19 protein-coding genes are annotated in these 16,177 nt (G+C 73.0%); 14 read left to right on the top strand and 5 right to left on the bottom strand.

Annotation, left to right across the window (positions count from 1 at the left end; translation table 11 throughout):
- Positions 1–143 precede the first annotated feature (143 nt).
- A complete protein-coding gene (locus ACFV6D_RS26070; protein ID WP_063352933.1) occupies positions 144–1,139 on the bottom strand; it encodes a helix-turn-helix transcriptional regulator in 996 nt (331 codons plus the stop codon).
- Between the two features lie 174 nt (positions 1,140–1,313).
- Between ACFV6D_RS26070 and ACFV6D_RS26065 the strand changes: the two genes are divergently transcribed.
- The 8 genes from ACFV6D_RS26065 (at position 1,314) to ACFV6D_RS26030 (ending at position 9,533) form a co-directional block, all read left to right on the top strand.
- Complete coding sequence (locus ACFV6D_RS26065) at positions 1,314–1,628, top strand: hypothetical protein (RefSeq protein ID WP_063352932.1); 315 nt, start codon at positions 1,314–1,316, stop codon at positions 1,626–1,628.
- Between the two features lie 195 nt (positions 1,629–1,823).
- Positions 1,824–2,039, top strand: a complete 216-nt coding sequence (locus ACFV6D_RS26060) for a hypothetical protein (protein WP_380561269.1) — start codon at positions 1,824–1,826, stop codon at positions 2,037–2,039.
- A 184-nt stretch (positions 2,040–2,223) separates the two neighbouring features.
- The gene (locus ACFV6D_RS26055) at positions 2,224–3,990 is read left to right on the top strand and encodes a hypothetical protein (RefSeq protein WP_380561268.1); all 1,767 of its coding nucleotides are present in this window, start codon (positions 2,224–2,226) and stop codon (positions 3,988–3,990) included.
- Positions 3,991–4,123: 133 nt separating this feature from the next.
- Positions 4,124–5,554, top strand: coding sequence for a transglycosylase family protein (locus ACFV6D_RS26050; protein ID WP_380561267.1), 1,431 nt, complete (start codon positions 4,124–4,126; stop codon positions 5,552–5,554).
- Between the two features lie 319 nt (positions 5,555–5,873).
- The gene (locus ACFV6D_RS26045; protein WP_380561266.1) at positions 5,874–6,743 is read left to right on the top strand and encodes a sphingomyelin phosphodiesterase; all 870 of its coding nucleotides are present in this window, start codon (positions 5,874–5,876) and stop codon (positions 6,741–6,743) included.
- A gap of 68 nt (positions 6,744–6,811) precedes the next feature.
- Positions 6,812–7,969: a hypothetical protein gene (locus ACFV6D_RS26040; RefSeq protein WP_380561265.1), complete on the top strand. Its 1,158-nt coding sequence runs from the start codon at positions 6,812–6,814 to the stop codon at positions 7,967–7,969.
- Positions 7,970–8,204: 235 nt separating this feature from the next.
- Complete coding sequence (locus tag ACFV6D_RS26035; protein ID WP_063352926.1) at positions 8,205–8,747, top strand: hypothetical protein; 543 nt, start codon at positions 8,205–8,207, stop codon at positions 8,745–8,747.
- Between the two features lie 81 nt (positions 8,748–8,828).
- Positions 8,829–9,533: a 2OG-Fe(II) oxygenase gene (locus ACFV6D_RS26030; RefSeq protein ID WP_380561264.1), complete on the top strand. Its 705-nt coding sequence runs from the start codon at positions 8,829–8,831 to the stop codon at positions 9,531–9,533.
- 3 nt (positions 9,534–9,536) lie between these two features.
- On the opposite strand, the gene ACFV6D_RS26025 is transcribed toward ACFV6D_RS26030, so the two are convergent.
- A complete protein-coding gene (locus ACFV6D_RS26025) occupies positions 9,537–10,109 on the bottom strand; it encodes an SMI1/KNR4 family protein (protein WP_063352925.1) in 573 nt (190 codons plus the stop codon).
- Between the two features lie 175 nt (positions 10,110–10,284).
- Between ACFV6D_RS26025 and ACFV6D_RS26020 the strand changes: the two genes are divergently transcribed.
- Both ACFV6D_RS26020 and ACFV6D_RS26015 read left to right on the top strand, forming a co-directional pair.
- Positions 10,285–11,025 (top strand): hypothetical protein, encoded by a 741-nt coding sequence (locus tag ACFV6D_RS26020; RefSeq protein ID WP_208869274.1) that lies wholly within the window; start codon positions 10,285–10,287, stop codon positions 11,023–11,025.
- A 9-nt stretch (positions 11,026–11,034) separates the two neighbouring features.
- Positions 11,035–11,466, top strand: coding sequence for a hypothetical protein (locus ACFV6D_RS26015; RefSeq protein ID WP_063352924.1), 432 nt, complete (start codon positions 11,035–11,037; stop codon positions 11,464–11,466).
- Positions 11,467–11,511: 45 nt separating this feature from the next.
- Here the strand turns inward: ACFV6D_RS26015 and ACFV6D_RS26010 are convergent, their stop codons facing one another.
- The gene (locus ACFV6D_RS26010; protein ID WP_063352923.1) at positions 11,512–12,255 is read right to left on the bottom strand and encodes a class I SAM-dependent methyltransferase; all 744 of its coding nucleotides are present in this window, start codon (positions 12,253–12,255) and stop codon (positions 11,512–11,514) included.
- A gap of 270 nt (positions 12,256–12,525) precedes the next feature.
- Between ACFV6D_RS26010 and ACFV6D_RS26005 the strand changes: the two genes are divergently transcribed.
- Positions 12,526–12,840: a hypothetical protein gene (locus ACFV6D_RS26005; RefSeq protein ID WP_063352922.1), complete on the top strand. Its 315-nt coding sequence runs from the start codon at positions 12,526–12,528 to the stop codon at positions 12,838–12,840.
- On the opposite strand, the gene ACFV6D_RS26000 is transcribed toward ACFV6D_RS26005, so the two are convergent.
- A complete protein-coding gene (locus tag ACFV6D_RS26000; RefSeq protein ID WP_063352921.1) occupies positions 12,824–13,315 on the bottom strand; it encodes a Ser-Thr-rich GPI-anchored membrane family protein in 492 nt (163 codons plus the stop codon). The genes ACFV6D_RS26005 and ACFV6D_RS26000 overlap by 17 nt on opposite strands.
- A 240-nt stretch (positions 13,316–13,555) precedes the next feature.
- Between ACFV6D_RS26000 and ACFV6D_RS25995 the strand changes: the two genes are divergently transcribed.
- Positions 13,556–13,816 carry a hypothetical protein gene (locus ACFV6D_RS25995; RefSeq protein WP_063352920.1) on the top strand — a complete coding sequence of 87 codons (261 nt, stop codon included), beginning with the start codon at positions 13,556–13,558 and terminating at the stop codon, positions 13,814–13,816.
- 50 nt (positions 13,817–13,866) lie between these two features.
- Here the strand turns inward: ACFV6D_RS25995 and cynR are convergent, their stop codons facing one another.
- The gene (cynR, locus tag ACFV6D_RS25990) at positions 13,867–14,775 is read right to left on the bottom strand and encodes a transcriptional regulator CynR (RefSeq protein ID WP_063352919.1); all 909 of its coding nucleotides are present in this window, start codon (positions 14,773–14,775) and stop codon (positions 13,867–13,869) included.
- A 123-nt stretch (positions 14,776–14,898) separates the two neighbouring features.
- On the opposite strand from cynR, the gene ACFV6D_RS25985 reads away from it, so the two are divergent.
- Positions 14,899–15,513 carry a carbonic anhydrase gene (locus ACFV6D_RS25985; protein ID WP_380561263.1) on the top strand — a complete coding sequence of 205 codons (615 nt, stop codon included), beginning with the start codon at positions 14,899–14,901 and terminating at the stop codon, positions 15,511–15,513.
- Positions 15,514–15,601: 88 nt separating this feature from the next.
- Entirely contained in the window at positions 15,602–16,072 is a 471-nt protein-coding gene (gene cynS, locus ACFV6D_RS25980) for a cyanase (protein ID WP_063352917.1), read from the top strand.
- Positions 16,073–16,177 lie beyond the last annotated feature (105 nt).

Raw genomic sequence — 16,177 nt, 5'->3', positions numbered from 1 at the left:
CAGTCTCTCACACAGACCTACACACCCACACCCCCCCCCCCCGCCCGCGCCCCCCCCCCCCCCCGCGCGCGGGGGGGGGGCGGGCCCGGACCCACACCCGCACCAGCCGCCCGGCTCCCGCCACGGCCACCCCCGCGAACGCCCTACAACTGCTGCGGCAGCCAGCCGTTCTGCACCGCCCGCATCCCGAACTCGAAACGACTGCGCGCACCCAGACGCTCCATCAGATCCGTCGCCACCCGCCGCGCCGTCCGCGACGACACCCCCAGCCGCTTGGCGATCGCCTCGTCCGTCAGCCCCTGCGCCAGCAACCGCACCACCGTCGCCTCCGGCGCACTGAGCCCGCCCTCGTCCCGCACCGCCGACGGCCCCAACTCCCGCGCCTGGCCCCACACGTGCTCGAACAGCGCACACAGCGCCACCAGCGTCCCGTGACCGGTCAGCACGACCGCCCCCGCCCGGGTGTCCTCCCCGCTGACCGGGATCAGCGCCGTCGCCCGATCGAAGATGATCATCCGGGTCGGCAGCTCCGGCGCCGTCCGCACCTCCCCGCCCAGCTCCGCCAACCAGCCCACATACGCCACCGTCGGCTGGCTGTTGCGCACACTGTCCAGGTACACCGTCCGCATCCGCACCCCCCGGCCCAGCAGATCCCGGTCATGCGGCCGGGACGCCTCGATGCTCTCCGGAGAATGCCCGCCACCCGGCGCGAACGTCATGATCTCCGCCGTCAGACCACGGGCCAGCGAAGCGATCCGGTCCCGGATCTGGTCCAGGCCCACCAACTGCTCCACCCCCGCGTGCGAGGCGGCCGGCCGCAGATCCGCGTACTCCGCGATCAACTGCGCAGCCGCCGCCCGGGACGCCTCGATCCGCAGCTGCTGCGCCGCCAGATCAGCCTGCTGACGGGCCATCAGCAACTCCATGCCGACCTGCGGCGACACCGCACGCAGCTCGCCCTCCCGCTCGTAGGAGGGCCGGATCAGCGCCAGCTCGCTCAGCAGGTCCAGACAGCGCCGGACCTCCTCCTCGCTGCGCCCGAGCCGCTCCGCCAGCGCCCGCACCCCGTCGCCGGGATGCGCGAGCATGCTGCGGTAGACGCTCTCTGACACGGCATCCAGCCCGAGTGCGGTCAGCATGCCTCGTTACCCCCCGGTGTGTAAGGCCTGAATCGCCAATCGCTGCGTACGCGATCATCGCACGCGAGTGCGAGAGGGGGCCAGCAAGGGCCCTTGGACGGTTCCGGACACCGCCGGAACCGTCCAGGTTGATCCTCTATGCCGGGATGTCGACGGTTCGGCAGAGTCCGTTCCATGTACCTGATTCATGCCGAGATCCAGGCCCCGGTCCCGGCCCCGGCAGCGGCGCTCGCGCCCGACACCGCCGGGGCGCTGCTGGCGAGCGCGCGGCCCCAGGAGCGCATCGAACACGTCGCCGTGCACGAGGGCGCCGGCCCCGGCGCCGTCCTCGGCGTCTACCTGGTCGCCGGCCGGCTGAGCGCCGCCGAGACCGTCGTCGACACGTTCTGCCGGCGCGCGGTCGAGACCGTCCCCGCGCTGCACGGCTGGACGCTCACCCGCGTCGGAGCTCCGCTCGTCGCGCCGTTCTACGAGCGCCTGCTGGACTGATCCGGCCCGGCTGGACGGATCCGGACGCTGCCGCTTCCGTCCACCGGAGAGCCCTTCCACCCGCCCTGAACTGCGACGAAGCTAGTACTCGCCAGCAGGGCCCACCGCCCGGAGGCAAACCGGCCGAGCGTCTACCGCGGGACGCGACACCGGACTCACCGTCACCCGCCCAGTTCTCGAAAGAGGTCCACTCCCATGCTTCGCACCCCGCTCGCCAAGGCCGCCGCGGTCGCCGCCCTCGCCCTCGCCGCCGTCCTGCCGATCGCCGGCCAGGCCTCGGCCAACACCATCTGGGACGGTCCCACCCCCGCCCCGGCCGCCACGACGGCCAACACCATCTGGGACGCCCCCGCGCCGGTCACCACCCCCGCGCCGGTCACCGTCACCCCGGCCAACACCATCTGGGACTGACCCGACCCGCGCCGGCCACTTCCGTGAACACCATCCGGGACTGACCCGCCCCGCCGTCGCCCGAGGCCACCCGACCGCTGCTCCTGCAGGGCAGCCGTCCGCCTCCCTCCGGGCCACGCCCCTCGACTTCCCGCGCCCGCACCGGGCGCCCACCGCCGCTCTCACACCGTCAGGACGCGTCGTCATGCCCTCCGCGCTCTCCAAGCTCGCCCGCATCACCCTCGCCGCCTCCATCGCCGCCTCCGGCGCGATAGCCGCCACGGCCTTCACCACCACCGCGGCCCACGCCGCCGCCTCGTCCACCGTCGGCGGCCAGATCACCCGGTCGGAGATCCTCTCCCGCGCCCAGTACTGGTTCAACCAGAACCCGGGCCTCACCTACAACCAGGGCGCGACCTTCCCCGACTCCAGCGGCCGCTACTACCGCAAGGACTGCTCCGGCTACGTCTCCATGGCCTGGCACCTGGGCTACAGCGCCACCACCCAGTCCATCGCCACCGACGAGAGCTACGAGATCCCGCGCAGCGACCTGCGCCCCGGGGACGTCCTCAACAGCTTCTACGACCACGTCCTGCTCTTCGAGAAGTGGGACGACCCCGGCCACACCACCTTCTCCTACTACTCCTTCGGCTCCACCCCGGTGAAGCACATCACCGGCGCCTCCATCAACGCCGCGAAGTTCGACTCGCACCCCAACGGCGACTACAAGGCGCGGCGCTACAAGAACGTCGTCGAGGACGTCAGCACCTCCCCGTCCTCGCTGCCCTCCGGCACCCTGGTCAAGTCCCCGAACGGCGCCTCGGTCAAGGTCATCATCAACGGCGCGGGCCTGCCGGTCGCCGGCTCCGACGTCGCCCCCGACGGCTACGACCTGAGCAAGATCGTCCAGGTCGACGACGGCGCCTTCAACGCCCTGCCCACCGTGCCGCCGCCCGGCACCGTGGTCCACGACCAGGCCGGCGGTTCCTCCCGCTACGTCGTGGTCGGCGGCGCGGCACTGTTCATCTCCGGCTCGGACTGGACCGCCGACGGCTACAACACCCGCGCCGACATGGGCGTCCCGTCCAGCTGGCTGCAGGGCGCGATCAACACCGGCCCGGCCACCGGACTCGTCGTGATGGACCAGTCCGGCACCGACGCCGGCCGCTACGTCGTCGTCAACGGCACCGCCATGCACATCTCCGCCGCCGAGTGGACCGCCGACGGCTACAACACCCAGTCCCTGATGGGCGTGCCCAGCGACTGGCTGAAGGCCGCCATCGCCAAGCCCATGCCCAACGGCACCGTCCTGATGGACCAGTCCGGCACCGACCCCAGCCGCTACGTCGTCGTCGGCGGCGCCGCCCTGCCCATCTCCGCCTCCGAGTGGACCGCCGACGGCTACAACACCCAGTCCCTGATGGGCGTGCCCGGCGAGTGGCTCAACACCACGGCCAGGAAGACCGTCCCGGACGGCACCCTGATCAAGGGCCAGGCCGGCACCGACCCGTCGATCTACGTGATGGTCAACAACTCCGCGCTGCCGATGACCAGCGCCGAGTTCACCACCACCTACGCCAACCAGCCGGTCCTGGGCGTCCCGGAGGCATGGGAGGCCGCCGAGGTCGCCCGCCCGCTCGCCAACGGCACCCTGATCACCAACGCCGCCGGCACCGACTCCACCGTCTACGTGATGGCCGGCGGCCTGGCCGTCCCGCTCACCTACGCCGACTTCACCGGCTACGGCTACGACAAGCTGCCGCTGCGCGGCGCCCCCGGCAGCTGGGAGCAGGCGGCCGCCGCCAAGAGCGCCCCCGCCGACGGCACCCTGCTGCAGTCCTCCGACGGCCCCACCGTCTGGCAGGTCGTCAACGGCGGCGGCAAGAAGGCGGCCGCGCCCGGCTCCTACAACGCCGCCGACGTGGTGAAGGTCCCGACCGCGCTGACCGCCAAGCTCCCCACCGTCGCCTGACGCGCCCACCCCGCCAGGGCGGCCCGGCCACCGCCGGCCGGGCCGCCCGGCACCCGCACACCTGCTCGCACACCCGCTCGCACACCCGCCAACCCGCTCGCCAACCCGTACCTGCCCCAGGGGGAATTCCGTCATGACCGCCGCCGCCCGCAAGACACCGGCCCTCGCCGCCGCCACCGGCCTGCTCGCCCTCGCCGCCCCGCTCGCCCTCGGCGGCCAGGCCTCCGCGGCCTCGGTGTCCACCTGGGACAAGGTCGCCCAGTGCGAGAGCGGCGGCAACTGGAGCATCAACACCAACAACGGCTACTACGGCGGCCTCCAGTTCTCCCAGAGCACCTGGCTCGCCTACGGCGGCAGCCAGTACGCCCCCTACGCCAACCGGGCGACCAAGCAGCAGCAGATCCTGATCGCCGAGAAGGTCCTCGCCGGGCAGGGCCAGGGCGCCTGGCCGGTCTGCGGCCCGGGGGCCAACCTGGGCGCCGACCACGCCAACCCCTACCCGGCCGGCACCTCCTACCCCGACCCGGCGTCGCTGCCCACCGGCACGCTCGTCAAGTCGCCCAACGGCTCCTCGGTCAAGGTCCTGATCAGCGGCGCGGGCCTGCCCGTCGCCGGCTCCGACGTCGCCCCCGACGGCTACGACCTGAGCAAGATCGTCCTGGTGGACGACGCCCGCTTCAACGCCCTGCCCACCACCCCGCCCGAGGGCACCGTCGTCCACGACCAGGCCGGCGGTTCCTCCCGCTTCGTCGTCGTCGCCGGCGCGGCGCTGTCCATCTCCGGCGCGGACTGGACGGCGGCCGGCTACAACACCCGCCCCGACCTGGGCGTCCCCACCGCCTGGCTGCAGAACGCGCTCACCAACACCCTCCCGACCGGCCTCGTCGTCCACGACCAGGCCGGCGGCAACGCCCGCTACGTCGTCGTCTCCGGCGCCGCCCTGCCCATCTCCGGCGCCGAGTGGACCGCCGACGGCTACAACACCCGTGCCGACATGGGCGTCCCCGGCGCCTGGCTCGCCTCCGCCACCCGGGCCACCGTCCCGAACGGCACGGTCGTCAACGGCCAGGCCGGCACCGACCCGTCGATGTATGTCATGGTCAACGGCGCCGCCCTGCCCATCTCCGGCAGCGAGTGGACCGCCGACGGCTACAACACCAAGACCCTGATGGGCGTGCCCGAGGCCTGGCTGCAGGGCGCCGTCGCCAAGCCCCTGAAGAACGGCACGGTCCTCACCGACGCCGCCGGCACCAACTCCACCGTCTACGTGATGGCCGGCGGCCTGGCGGTCTCCCTGACCTACGCCGACTTCACCGCGATGGGCTACGACAAGCAGCCGCTCATGGGCGTCCCCGGCACCTGGCTGGGCGGGGCCGCCGCCAAGAGCGCCCCCGCCGACGGCACCCTGCTGCTCTCGCCCGACAGTTCCACCGTCTGGCTGGTCGCGGGCGGCGGCAAGAAGGCCCTCACCGCAGCCGACTTCGGCCCCGGCAAGTACAGCCTCGCCGACGTGGTCAACGTCCCGACCGCGCTGACCGCCAAGCTCCCGACCACCACCGCGTAACCCCGGCCCCCGACCACCCCCGAGCCGCCCGGCCACACCCGCCGGGCGGCTCGGACGTGTGCCGCCGCCGCGCCGCGTGCCGTGCTTGCTCCCTGCGGTCGGAGGGGGCGGCTCCGCACCGGCGCGGAATCGTCCGTGCACGCCCCGCCCGGCTCTGCCGCGAGCCCGCAGTGCCCCCCGCGCCCCGTGGCATCCGCCGGGGCACCGGCGCGTCGACGCCGGCGGGCGCGGGCCGACCCCCTTGACTTGGGGGGCGGGGCGCCCCGGACCGGTTCCGCCGTGTGTGCGCCCCGCGCCCGCCGGTTCGGAGAGGACGGCCTTGAAGGTTCTGACGCACAACGTGATGTTCCTGTCCGGGCTGACGCAGAAGAGCGAGGGCGACTGGAACAACGCGGCGCGCTCGCGGCTGATCGCCGAGTCCGCGTACGTCGCGGACCACGACGTGCTGGTCTTCCAGGAACTCTTCGACCCCGGCCCCTCCGAGGAACTGATGCAGGGCCTGGAGGGCCGGGGGTACCGCCACCGCACGCCGGTGGTCGGGGTGGACGAGTCGGGCTGGGCCGCCACGCACGGCCGGCAGATCTCCCCGCTGCACGCCCGCGGCGGGGTCGCGATCGTCAGCAGGTGGCCCATCCTGCGGATGGAGCAGCACGTCTACGACGTGGCCTGCGGCTGGGACGCCGAGGCCGCCAAGGGCTTCGCCTACGCCGTACTGGAGGTCGACGGCCGGCGCGTGCACGTGGTGGGCACCCACCTGCAGTCCGACGACGGCGCGTGCCCGACCGGCCGGGCGAGGATCATGCGCCGCTCCCAGCTGCGCGACATCGACGTCTTCCTGACGGACCGCCGGATCCCGGCGCACGAGCCGGTGATCGTCGCCGGGGACTTCAACACCGACCGCCACTCGCCCGACTTCCAGGACGTCCTGGGCTTCGGGAACCTCCAGGAGGCGGGCCCCCGGACCGGCTGGAAGTACTCCTTCGACACCATCGCCAACGACGCCGCCCTGCACCGCCACCCGGCCGACCCCGCCGAGGACACGGACCACGTCCTGCTCCGCAAGGGCCACGCCCCGCCGTGCGACGCCTGGACGAGCGAGGTCCTGAAGACCGCCTCGCCGACCTGGGAGGCGGGCGGCCGGGCCTTCACCGACTACAGCGACCACTACCCGGTGACCGCGGGCCGCTGAGCCCGGGCCGCCCGCGGACCGGCACGTCCGTTCCGGGAGTCGCGAGCCGTCCGACAGGAGGAGCGGATATGAGCTATTCGGCACCACAGCAGTTCGGCGAACTCACCTTCGTCTTCAGCACCGGCGAGACGAGACCGCCCGAGGGCTACCACGCCCTGTGCAGCGTCATCCCCGACAACGCCCCGATGACCTGGGTGCGGGGCAGCACCGCCGGCTCGGCCGCGCTGGCCGAGCCCAAGGAGTGGCGCAAGGTCACCGACTCCGACGGGGTGCTGCGCGGCCTGGTGCCGGTGGCCCCTCCCGGGTACCGGGCGCTGAGCGCGCTGTGGTCCTCGGACACGGTCCACGGGCCCCGTGACGTCCTGCGCGACCTCGGCGGCGCGGCCTTCGTCGCCCAGGGCGACCTGCGCTGCGTGAAGGAGGAGATCGGCGGACGCCCCTACGTGGCCGTCGGCGCCTGGCGCGGGCGCGGCGGGCTGGAGATCCCCGAGACCGTCCGCCCCGAGACGATCCCCGGCGGCACGGGCTGCCTGCTGACCCCCGGCATCGCGACCTGGATCTCCTACTTCGACGGCGACTACGAGGGGGAGGACCCAGGCGACGTCCACGTGCTGGACGTGCCGATGCGGCAGGTCCGGCAGGGGACGGCGCAGGGCCCGGCCGTCACGGACGGAGGCGACGTGCCCGAGCGGACCGAGCCCGTCGTCGACCGGGAGGTGGTCCTCCCGTGCACCGCCGTCCTCGACCGGGGCGCGTCCACGGAGTGGATCCTGCGCAACTCGCCGACGTACACGGTGCGGCGCCAGCGGTTCTACACCCGGGTCGCGGTCACCGACCTGCGCCAGGACCCGGGCCCGGGCACGGTCGGCGCCACCGTCCCGTGGGGGGTGGACGAGGCGCAGTCGCAGGCCTGCCGCGAAGCCGTCGGCCTGTCCGTGGGGTTCGAGGCGGGCGTCGAGATCGAGGGCAGCGGCGCCAGGGCGGCCGCGTCCCTCAGCCGCGAACTCGGCTACGACAGCACGCGTTTCGTCACCGCCATGACCAGGGAGCGGCAGGAGGTCCGCGCCCCCGCGCCGGGCCTGCACCTCACCGCGCTGTACGTCGAGAGCCACCGCATCGAGGTCGTCCGCAACGACCCGGACCACACGCCCCCCTCGGACCGGGCGGGCCTGACGTTCAACGCCCACGCGTCCTGGACGGCGCCCACCCACCCGCCGCGCCACTGAGAGGTCAGCGTCGTCGGCCGCTGCACCCCGATTAACGCCGTCACCACGATGTTGACCGTTCATCAGATCTTGCGAACTCGTGGTCGTCGGCTGGTTGGGCCGGACGGGCGGTGGCTACGCTCGGCCGTGTCGTCCGATGGGGGGCGGCACCCGTCGCGTGCCGCGCGCGCCCGGCCCTCGTGGCCCTCGGGCGTCGGAGCGGAGTACGCGCGGGCGGTTCCCACGGGAGTGGATCATGAGCTCTGTTGGTCGCAAGACCGTCGCGGTGATGGCCGCGGCCTTGGCCTCGCTGGGTGCGGGGAGCGCGGTCACCGCGTCCGCGGCCGCCTCGTCGGCCCCGTCGTGCAGCGGGGCGGCGGAGTGCCCCAGCCTCAAGCCGACCAGGCTCACGACCAGCCAGGCGAGCCTGAACGTCACCCAGATGCAGCTGGAGAACATCCACGCGATGGCCTCCGACGCGGTGACCGGGGAGCCCATCCGCGGCGCCCGGATCGTGTTCGCCACCGTGGGCGGCCGGACGCTGGGCGCGGCCTACACCGACTACGACGGCATCGCCGCGATCACCGCCCCCGAGAACCTGGGCCCCGGCACCTTGCAGGAACTGCTGGGCGGCTACGAGGCCGCGATGGTCGGCGACGGCGTCCACGCCCCGGCCGGCGCGCACGGGGCCATCACCATCGGCACTGACCAGGGCCCCGGCGTCCCGGGCAGCCCGTGTGCCGTGTGCAGCGACCGCGGGCTCAAGCAGGACGTGGTCCCGGTGGACTGGAGCCGGTAGGGGCGCGGGTGCGGCACCGGCCGATGCGGCACCGGGCGTGAGCGCGTTCGAGGCCGCGTGACGACGAGAGGGCGGGAGACCATGACAGGGCCGGACACCGCGACGGAGCAGCCGTCGCCGGTGAGCACGGACGCGATCTGGCGGCTCCCGGTGACGGTCTGCCGCATCACCGGGCTCCTGGGCGAGCGGACGGCCGGCGCCCTGCTGGCACGCGCCGTCGCCGTCGCCTCCGCAGGCGAGGCGTTGCAGCCCTCCCTGATCGGGGACCGGGAGCTGGCCCCCGACTTCCGCCGCTCCCGCTCGTGCCGGGAGTTCGCCGCACCCGAACTGCTGGCGGCCATCGACGAGGTGCTGGAGGCGGTCGAGCACACCCTGGGCGTGTCCTGCCGCAACACCGAGCCCGACTACACCCTCAACGTGCACAACGACGGCGACTTCTACCGGCCGCACCAGGACACCAGCGCCGAGTTCTCCCCCCGGCGCCTGCTCACCTTCGTCTACTACCTGCACGGAACGCCCCGGCCGTTCGGCGGCGGCGAGCTGCGCGTGTTCGACGCCGCCCTGCCGCTGTACGGCGGGACGACGGGGGAGTGGGAGAAGCGCACCTGGCGGGACTGGGAGCCCGAGCACGACAGCATCGTGTTCTTCCGCCCCACCGCCTGGCACGAGGTGCGCCCGGTGCAATGCCCGAGCCGGCAGGCCGAGGACAGCCGCTTCGCCGTCAACGGCTGGCTGTGCAGCCCCGATCCGGCGAGCGGGGCGAGTGGGGCGAGCGGGGTGCGCTGACGCTCAGTCCTTCAGCATCACCAGCGGCAGTCCGCTACCGTCCCAGGCGTGGCGCGTCTCGTCGGCCCGGTAGCGGTCGGCTTCCAGGTCGGCGGCGAAGGCCTCCAGGAACTCCCGCAGGCCGGCGGCCTCGTAGCCGGCCCGCCAGCCCTCGTGCGACCAGTCGATGATCTGGCCGTGGCGCTGCGGGGCGGGCGGGTCCAGGTCGATGCAGATCACGTCGCCGTTGCCGATGGAGATGAAGGGGATCCACCCGGCGGACCAGGCGACGTCCCGGCGGATCACGCCGTCCTCCGCCCGCTCGTCCCAGGGCGGGTCCCCGGCGTCGACGGACCGCTCGCGCCAGTCGTCCACCATCGCGTCGAGCGGGTGGAGCGCGGTGTGTAAACCGATCAGGACCCCCGGCAGGCCGTCGTGGCAGCGGTAGGACTCCCGGACGTCCGGCGGGAGTTCCACCCCCATCGCGGCCTCCGCCGCCCGGATCTGCCCGTCGGTGGCGCCGGGCGGCATCGCGGCCGCCACCTCCGGGGCGATCCGTTCCAGCGCGGCCTCGATCCGCGCCCACAGCTGCTGCATCGGGAAGCCCCCTTCGTCGTGTCGAGTGATCGAGTCGAGGACCGGAACGTAGCACCGGCCACCGACAGTCATCAGTCATCGGGCGGTGCCAGGGCTCCTGTCAGAGCCACCTGGTAGGAAGGGGCTGATCGTCAGCCGACCGGCCGTCGATGCGTGGTCACCGTAGGAGGTCCGGATGTCCGTGGAAGACACTCCCGTGCGGGAGGACGTCATGACGGCCGGGGCGGCCCTGCGGATCTACCCCGATCCGGCGGACGTCTTCGTCGCCGACCAGGCCGAGTTGGCCCGGCACCTGCACCCGCTGGTCTCGATCGACCTGGCCCAGGTCAACCCGGCCTGGCACGGGTGGATCCACCTGCTGAGCCCGCTGGAACCGTCGGAGGGCTGCATCGGCGACCACACCTCGGCCTTCCACACGGGGCTCCAGGCGTCCAACTGGCTCGGCTTCACGCTGGAGGGCGACCGCTTCCGCCTGGCCGGTGACCTGCGCTACTTCGCCCGGGCGGCGGGCCCGGGCGAAGTCCCCGACCCCTGGCCGGGGTTCCACGCCGACCTCGCCGAGCACTGCGAACGCCAGGAGCGCAGCTACCGGGCGCACCGCGACAGCTTCCGCCGCGAGGGCCGGCTCGTCCACCTCGGCGACGACGGCCTGCCGTACCCCGGCAGTACCGGCGAGATGGCCCTCCTTGACCAGCTCGGCGGCTACGCCGACTCCGCCGGCAACTGGATCGAGACCGATGTGTTCCCGCTCGACTACGACGGCGACCGCACCTGGCCGGTCGGCCCGTCCGGCCGCCGCTTCGAGTTCGTGGCGGCAGCGCCCGGCTGGCACTACCGCAGCAGCGGCGCCGACTGGATCATGCTGTTCTTCGAACCCGTCGACCGGCTGGCCCTGTTGACCTTCGACTGGAGCTGAGGCGCGGCGATGCCACCGGAGGAGCGGCAGGGCGGTCAGGGCGGTCAGGGTGCGGCAGGCGCCCGAGCGGCCGCGCAGGACTTCTTCGACGAGATGCGCCGGTGGGAGGAGTGGATGGCCTCCTGCCGGCACGACACCACGGGCGGCGAGCAACTGGCGGCGGTGAAGGAGGTGTTCGCCAGGCATCTGGCGGCCAGGGCGCTGGCCCGGCACCAGTCGCGCTACGACCTGCTGTGCTTCGGCACGCCGCCGGAGTTCGAGGCGCCGATCCTGCGCGTCGAACAGGAGTCGCCGGTCAGGTGCTGGGTGTACGTACCGGAAGGGCTGATCGGCGGCGAGGCCCGCTACGCGATGGTGCGCGAGGGCGGTGCGTGGAAGGCCGCGTTCAAGGAGGCCGACATCGCCCTGACGGGCCGGTGGAAGCGGTGGCTGGATCTCTGACACCCGGGCCGGGCCGACCGCTCCGGGCCGACGGCTCCGGGCCGGTCAGGCGCGGCAGCGCAGCAGTTCCAGCGGCGGGCTGGCGAGGAGGTCCGCCCAGAAGTCCTCGCCGAATTCGCGCAGGCCGGCTTCGGACACCTGGAGTGGGACCCACTCGGCGTCGCCGAACCCGGCGGCCCGCAGGCACTCCTCGTAGACCTCGCGGCGCGGGGCCGCGCCCACGATGCTGATCGGCTGCGGGTCGAGGAGGGCGGTGATCCGCACCTGCGGGCCCGTCTCGATCTCCTCGCCGGTCGGCTCGCAGCGGAACCCGTATTTGTCCAGGGAGGGGCAGTCGAAGCGGTAGTCGGGTTTCTGGGCGAGTGCGAAGAACTCCCCGCCCGGTACCAGGCTCCGGTGGATGTTGCGGCACATCCGCTCCATCGCCGCGACGTCCTCGGCGTAGTTGAGGCACTGCACTCCCAGTGCGATGTCGAAGTGACGGTCGAGGGGCCGCAGTTCGGCCACGTCGCCGACCTCGTAGCGCACGCCCAGCGGGTCGCGCTGCTCGATCGTGCGCGCGGCGGCGACCATCTCGGCGGAGATGTCGACGCCGAGGACGTCGGTGGCGCCGCGCCGCTTGAACTCCCTGCTGTAGAAGCCGGTGCCGCACGCCAGGTCGAGGACCGACCGGCCGGCCACGTCCCCGACCAGGCCCAGGAAGCTCGGCACCTCCCCGTAGCGGATCAACGGCAGGGACTTGAACCCCTCGAACGCCTCGCCGATCCCGTCGTACTGCTGCACGCCCACGTGCCGCCCCTCCTGTGTGTCGCCCGCCGGGTCGCGGCCGTGGCGGAAAGTCTCCTCCGCCCCGCCGGGCCGCCGTACTGGCAGATGACACAAAGAAGTTGGTCGGTGGCGGCGGCTCGGGGTGCGCACCCTCCTATCGCCCGACACCACTCTTCGGGGGGCGGGGAAACGCCGTCGAAGGTCCATTCGGGTGACGTCCCGCGTCCTCGCGCGTCCGAACGGCCACACTGGCAGCGCTGAGGAAGCCCGCCGTTCAAAGGAGACGAGTCCGTGAAGAGCCTCGGAAGGACGCTGGTCACCGTCGGTGCCGCTGCGGTTCTGTGCATCGCGGTCCCGGCCAACGCCCAAGCCGCGGAGGGGACTTTCACCTACATCAGCAACAACCAGGAGCACACGCTGGAGAACCCCGAGGGTGACCGCTGCTACGACCTCGGCCGCCGCGTCGCCGAGCTGTACAACGACACCGACGCGGAGGCGGCCGTCTTCCTCGGCGCCGGTTGCCGGGACGAGATCGGGACCATCAGGTCGGGTGGTTCGAGCATCCGACGCGGCATCGGCTCGGTCAGTTTCACCGACGACGAGTAGTCGGCGCACCCGGCGGTGGGGCGGCCCGGCCGTCCGACGTGATCGTGAAGGGCTCGGACCAGTTGCCGGAATCACCGGACAGGACGACCCGGTAGTCGTCTCCAGGGGGGACGTCCGGCACGGTCACCTCCATCCGTCCCAGCAGGATGTCGAAGTCACGGGCGAGGACGCGGTCGAGGAGGGTGACGCTGCCCGCGCGCAAGGTGATGGACCCCGTGCGGTTGGTGATCTGCGCCGGCGGATCCGAGACGTCCCAGGTGACTTCGACCCGCTCGCCGACCCGCCAGAGCGCCCCCGCCCGAGGGGAGAGAATGCGCGGCACGTAGACGTCGCGTCGGGACGTGCGCTCGGCGGAGTGGGCGGCCACCGCCAGGCCGGCGGCCTGCGCCTGGGCCGGCACCGTGGCGAGCAGGCTCGGCATGGCGGCGGCGGCCAGTGCCACCATGCCCAGGACGGGGCCGTTCCAGATCCTCATGGCCCCAGTGTCTCGGTTCGGCCCCCGACGAGCGCACGGACGGGCGCCCCTTCCCTCGATCGGGGGAACGGCCGTCGGTGACGGACGGCCCGTGAGGGGGGCGTGGCCCGGGGCCTGAGGGCGGCAAGCGGCCCGTCAGCCGCGTGACGGGGTGTGAGGTGCGGGTGTCACGGCTCCTTTTTCGGTGCGGGTCGGTCGCCTACGGTGGGTCACCCCGAAGACGAGGAGCGGAGGTTCCCTGTGGCGGACGAGGCGACGACGCAGTACCGCAGCTATGCCTGGGAGGACGAGCACGGCGTCAAGTACGTGGCCGCCTACCCGGGCGACGAGGAGGCCGACGAGGAGCGCAAGGCCGAGCTGCGGGCGTTGGGCGCCCGCGTGTCGGCGGACCTGGTGGCCGAACAGGAGGCCGAGCGGGAAGCCGAGCGGCGCAGGGCCGGGCGAGGGGCCGGGCGTGCGGGGCCGGCGCTGCGGCTGATCCGTGGTGAGGGTTCGTCCTGAGTGCGTGACCGGGCCCGCCGGTCCGCAGGGCGCGGACGGGCGGGCCCGCTTCAGGCCGGGCCGTCGGGGGTGTGGTCGAAGGTGTGGGCGCGGTGCCGGGCGAGGTCGCTGAAGGAGCGGGCGGCGGCGCTCTGGTAGGCGGTGTCCCGGCGGAGCAGGGCGACGGCGCGCGAGGGGAGCGGCGGGTCGACCGGGACGGAGCGCAGGTGGGGGTGTTCGCGGGTGGTGGCGTCGGGTAGCACGGTGGCGAGGCTGGTGCGTTGGACGATCGCGACGAGCGCGCTGACGGAATTGGCCTCGATGGCGATCCGCGGCCGGACCCGGTGGTCGGAGAGGAACCGGTCGATGTGCTGACGGGTCGCGAAGTCGCCGCTGAGCAGGGCGAGTTGCTGGTCGCCCAGTGCGCGGACCGGGAGCGGGCCCGAGTGGGCCGCGTACGGGTGGTCGGAGGCGACGACGAGGCCGAGGTGCTCGGTGAACAGGGTGGTGGCGGTGACGGCCGGCAGGTGCGCTCCGCCGAAGGCGATGCCGAGGTCGAGCTGGTCGGCGGCCAGCTCGGACTCGATGCGTTCCTGTGCCATCTCGCGGACGTCCAGGCTGATCCCGGGGTGGCGCGCGTGGAAGTCCCCGATGAGGGGCCCGGTCAGGTAGGCGGTGAAGGTCGGGGTCACGGCCAGGCGCAGGGTGCCGCGTGAGAGGTCCTTGACGTCCCGCACCGCGCGCTCGGCCGCCGCGAGGTCGCGCAGGGCCCGGCGCGCGTAGTGGGCGTAGGCCTGGCCGGCGTCGGTGAGGCGCACGGTGCGCCCGGAGCGGTCGAGGAGCTGCACGTGCAGAGAGCTCTCCAGCTGCTTGATCTGCTGCGAGAGGGTCGGCTGCGAGACGTGCAGGGCTTCGGCGGCGCGGGTGAAGTTGGCGTGCTCGGCCACGGCGAGCAGGTACCGGAGGTGGCGCAGTTCCATGAGCCAACTATAGGCAGCACTGATGGCAATGATGGCTACCACGTCTTGGACGCTATAGGGCCAGGTCATGCATCGTTGAGGTCATCGACAGGCACCAACGGTCGTCGAAGAAGGAGTGACCTCATGAACGAGATGGCGCAGGGTTTCCAGCGGTTCAGCCGGGAGGTGTTCCCGGCCCGGGCGGCACTGTTCAAGAGGCTCGCCACCACCCATCAGCCGACCGCGCTGTTCATCGGCTGCTCGGACGCCCGGGTCGTGCCGGAGCTGATCACCCAGACCGATCCGGGCGAGCTGTTCGTCATCCGCACCGCCGGCAACCTCGTGCCCCCGTACACCCGGGGCGCGGACGGTGTCGCGGCGAGCATCGAGTACGCGATCGGCGTGCTCGGGGTCACGGACGTGATCGTCTGCGGGCACTCCGCGTGCGGTGCGATGACCGCCCTCGCCTCCGGCGGCGACCTCACCGGCCTGCCCGCCGTCGCCACCTGGCTGCACCACGCGGACGTCGCCAAGGCCCGCACCGACGCGGGCGAGCACCTGGCCGGCGCGGAGCGGGTCGCCGCCCTGGTGAAGGACAACGTCCTCGCCCAGCTGGCCAACCTGAAGACCCACCCGTCGGTGGCCAAGGCCCTGGTGCAGGGCAGGGTGACCCTGCACGGCTGGGTCTACGACATCGGATCCGGCTCCGCCGAGACGCTCGACACCGACAGCGGACGGTTCGTCGCCCTGGCAGGCTGACCACCGCGTCCCCTCCGACCACTCCCTCCCACATCCCCAGACCAGGTCCGGGCACCCGCCCCGGACCCATCCCCGAAAGGCCCACCCCATGGTGCACGCGCAGTTCGACCAGACCGCCCGTCAGCAGCTCGCCTTGGAGGTCGTCGACGCCAAGATCCGCAAGGACCTCACCTGGCAGGAGCTCGCCGACACGACCGGCCTGTCCGTCGCCTTCGTCACCGCCGCCCTGCTCGGCCAGCACGCCCTGCCCGCCGACGCGGCCAAGGCCGTCACCGAGCTCCTGGGCCTGGACGAGGACGCGGCCCGGCTGCTCCAGACCATCCCGCTGCGCGGCAGCATCCCCGGCGGCATCCCCACCGACCCGACCATCTACCGCTTCTACGAGATGCTCCAGGTCTACGGCACCACCCTCAAGGCCCTGGTCCACGAGCAGCTCGGCGACGGCATCATCAGCGCCATCAACTTCAAGCTCGACGTCAAGACCGTCGAGGACCCCGAGGGCGGCCACCGCGCCGTCATCACCCTGGACGGCAAGTACCTGCCCACCAAGCCGTTCTGACCCCCGCGGGGGGGGGGGGGGGGGGGCGCGCGGCCCCCCCCCCCCCCCCCCCCCCCCCCCCCCCCCCCCCCCCCCCCCCCCCACCCCCCCCCCCCCCCGCGGGCG

The sequence above is a fragment of the Kitasatospora sp. NPDC059812 genome (assembly GCF_042732075.1).
In the GTDB taxonomy this organism is placed as follows: Bacteria; Actinomycetota; Actinomycetes; order Streptomycetales; family Streptomycetaceae; genus Kitasatospora.
Note: the sequence above shows the minus strand (reverse complement) of the source record. Positions and strands in the feature narration are given on the sequence as shown.

What these genes read in the sequence shown, in the direction of transcription:
- ACFV6D_RS26070 (WP_063352933.1), bottom strand. Translation starts at nt 1,139, where the DNA reads ATGCTGACCGCACTCGGGCTGGATGCCGTGTCAGAGAGCGTCTACCGC.
- ACFV6D_RS26025 (WP_063352925.1), bottom strand. Translation starts at nt 10,109, where the DNA reads ATGCAGCAGCTGTGGGCGCGGATCGAGGCCGCGCTGGAACGGATCGCC.
- ACFV6D_RS26060 (WP_380561269.1), top strand. Translation starts at nt 1,824, where the DNA reads ATGCTTCGCACCCCGCTCGCCAAGGCCGCCGCGGTCGCCGCCCTCGCC.
- ACFV6D_RS26065 (WP_063352932.1), top strand. Translation starts at nt 1,314, where the DNA reads ATGTACCTGATTCATGCCGAGATCCAGGCCCCGGTCCCGGCCCCGGCA.
- cynS (WP_063352917.1), top strand. Translation starts at nt 15,602, where the DNA reads ATGGTGCACGCGCAGTTCGACCAGACCGCCCGTCAGCAGCTCGCCTTG.
- ACFV6D_RS26050 (WP_380561267.1), top strand. Translation starts at nt 4,124, where the DNA reads ATGACCGCCGCCGCCCGCAAGACACCGGCCCTCGCCGCCGCCACCGGC.
- ACFV6D_RS26055 (WP_380561268.1), top strand. Translation starts at nt 2,224, where the DNA reads ATGCCCTCCGCGCTCTCCAAGCTCGCCCGCATCACCCTCGCCGCCTCC.
- ACFV6D_RS26000 (WP_063352921.1), bottom strand. Translation starts at nt 13,315, where the DNA reads ATGAGGATCTGGAACGGCCCCGTCCTGGGCATGGTGGCACTGGCCGCC.
- ACFV6D_RS26015 (WP_063352924.1), top strand. Translation starts at nt 11,035, where the DNA reads ATGCCACCGGAGGAGCGGCAGGGCGGTCAGGGCGGTCAGGGTGCGGCA.
- ACFV6D_RS25985 (WP_380561263.1), top strand. Translation starts at nt 14,899, where the DNA reads ATGAACGAGATGGCGCAGGGTTTCCAGCGGTTCAGCCGGGAGGTGTTC.
- ACFV6D_RS26020 (WP_208869274.1), top strand. Translation starts at nt 10,285, where the DNA reads ATGTCCGTGGAAGACACTCCCGTGCGGGAGGACGTCATGACGGCCGGG.
- ACFV6D_RS26035 (WP_063352926.1), top strand. Translation starts at nt 8,205, where the DNA reads ATGAGCTCTGTTGGTCGCAAGACCGTCGCGGTGATGGCCGCGGCCTTG.
- ACFV6D_RS26040 (WP_380561265.1), top strand. Translation starts at nt 6,812, where the DNA reads ATGAGCTATTCGGCACCACAGCAGTTCGGCGAACTCACCTTCGTCTTC.
- ACFV6D_RS26030 (WP_380561264.1), top strand. Translation starts at nt 8,829, where the DNA reads ATGACAGGGCCGGACACCGCGACGGAGCAGCCGTCGCCGGTGAGCACG.
- cynR (WP_063352919.1), bottom strand. Translation starts at nt 14,775, where the DNA reads ATGGAACTGCGCCACCTCCGGTACCTGCTCGCCGTGGCCGAGCACGCC.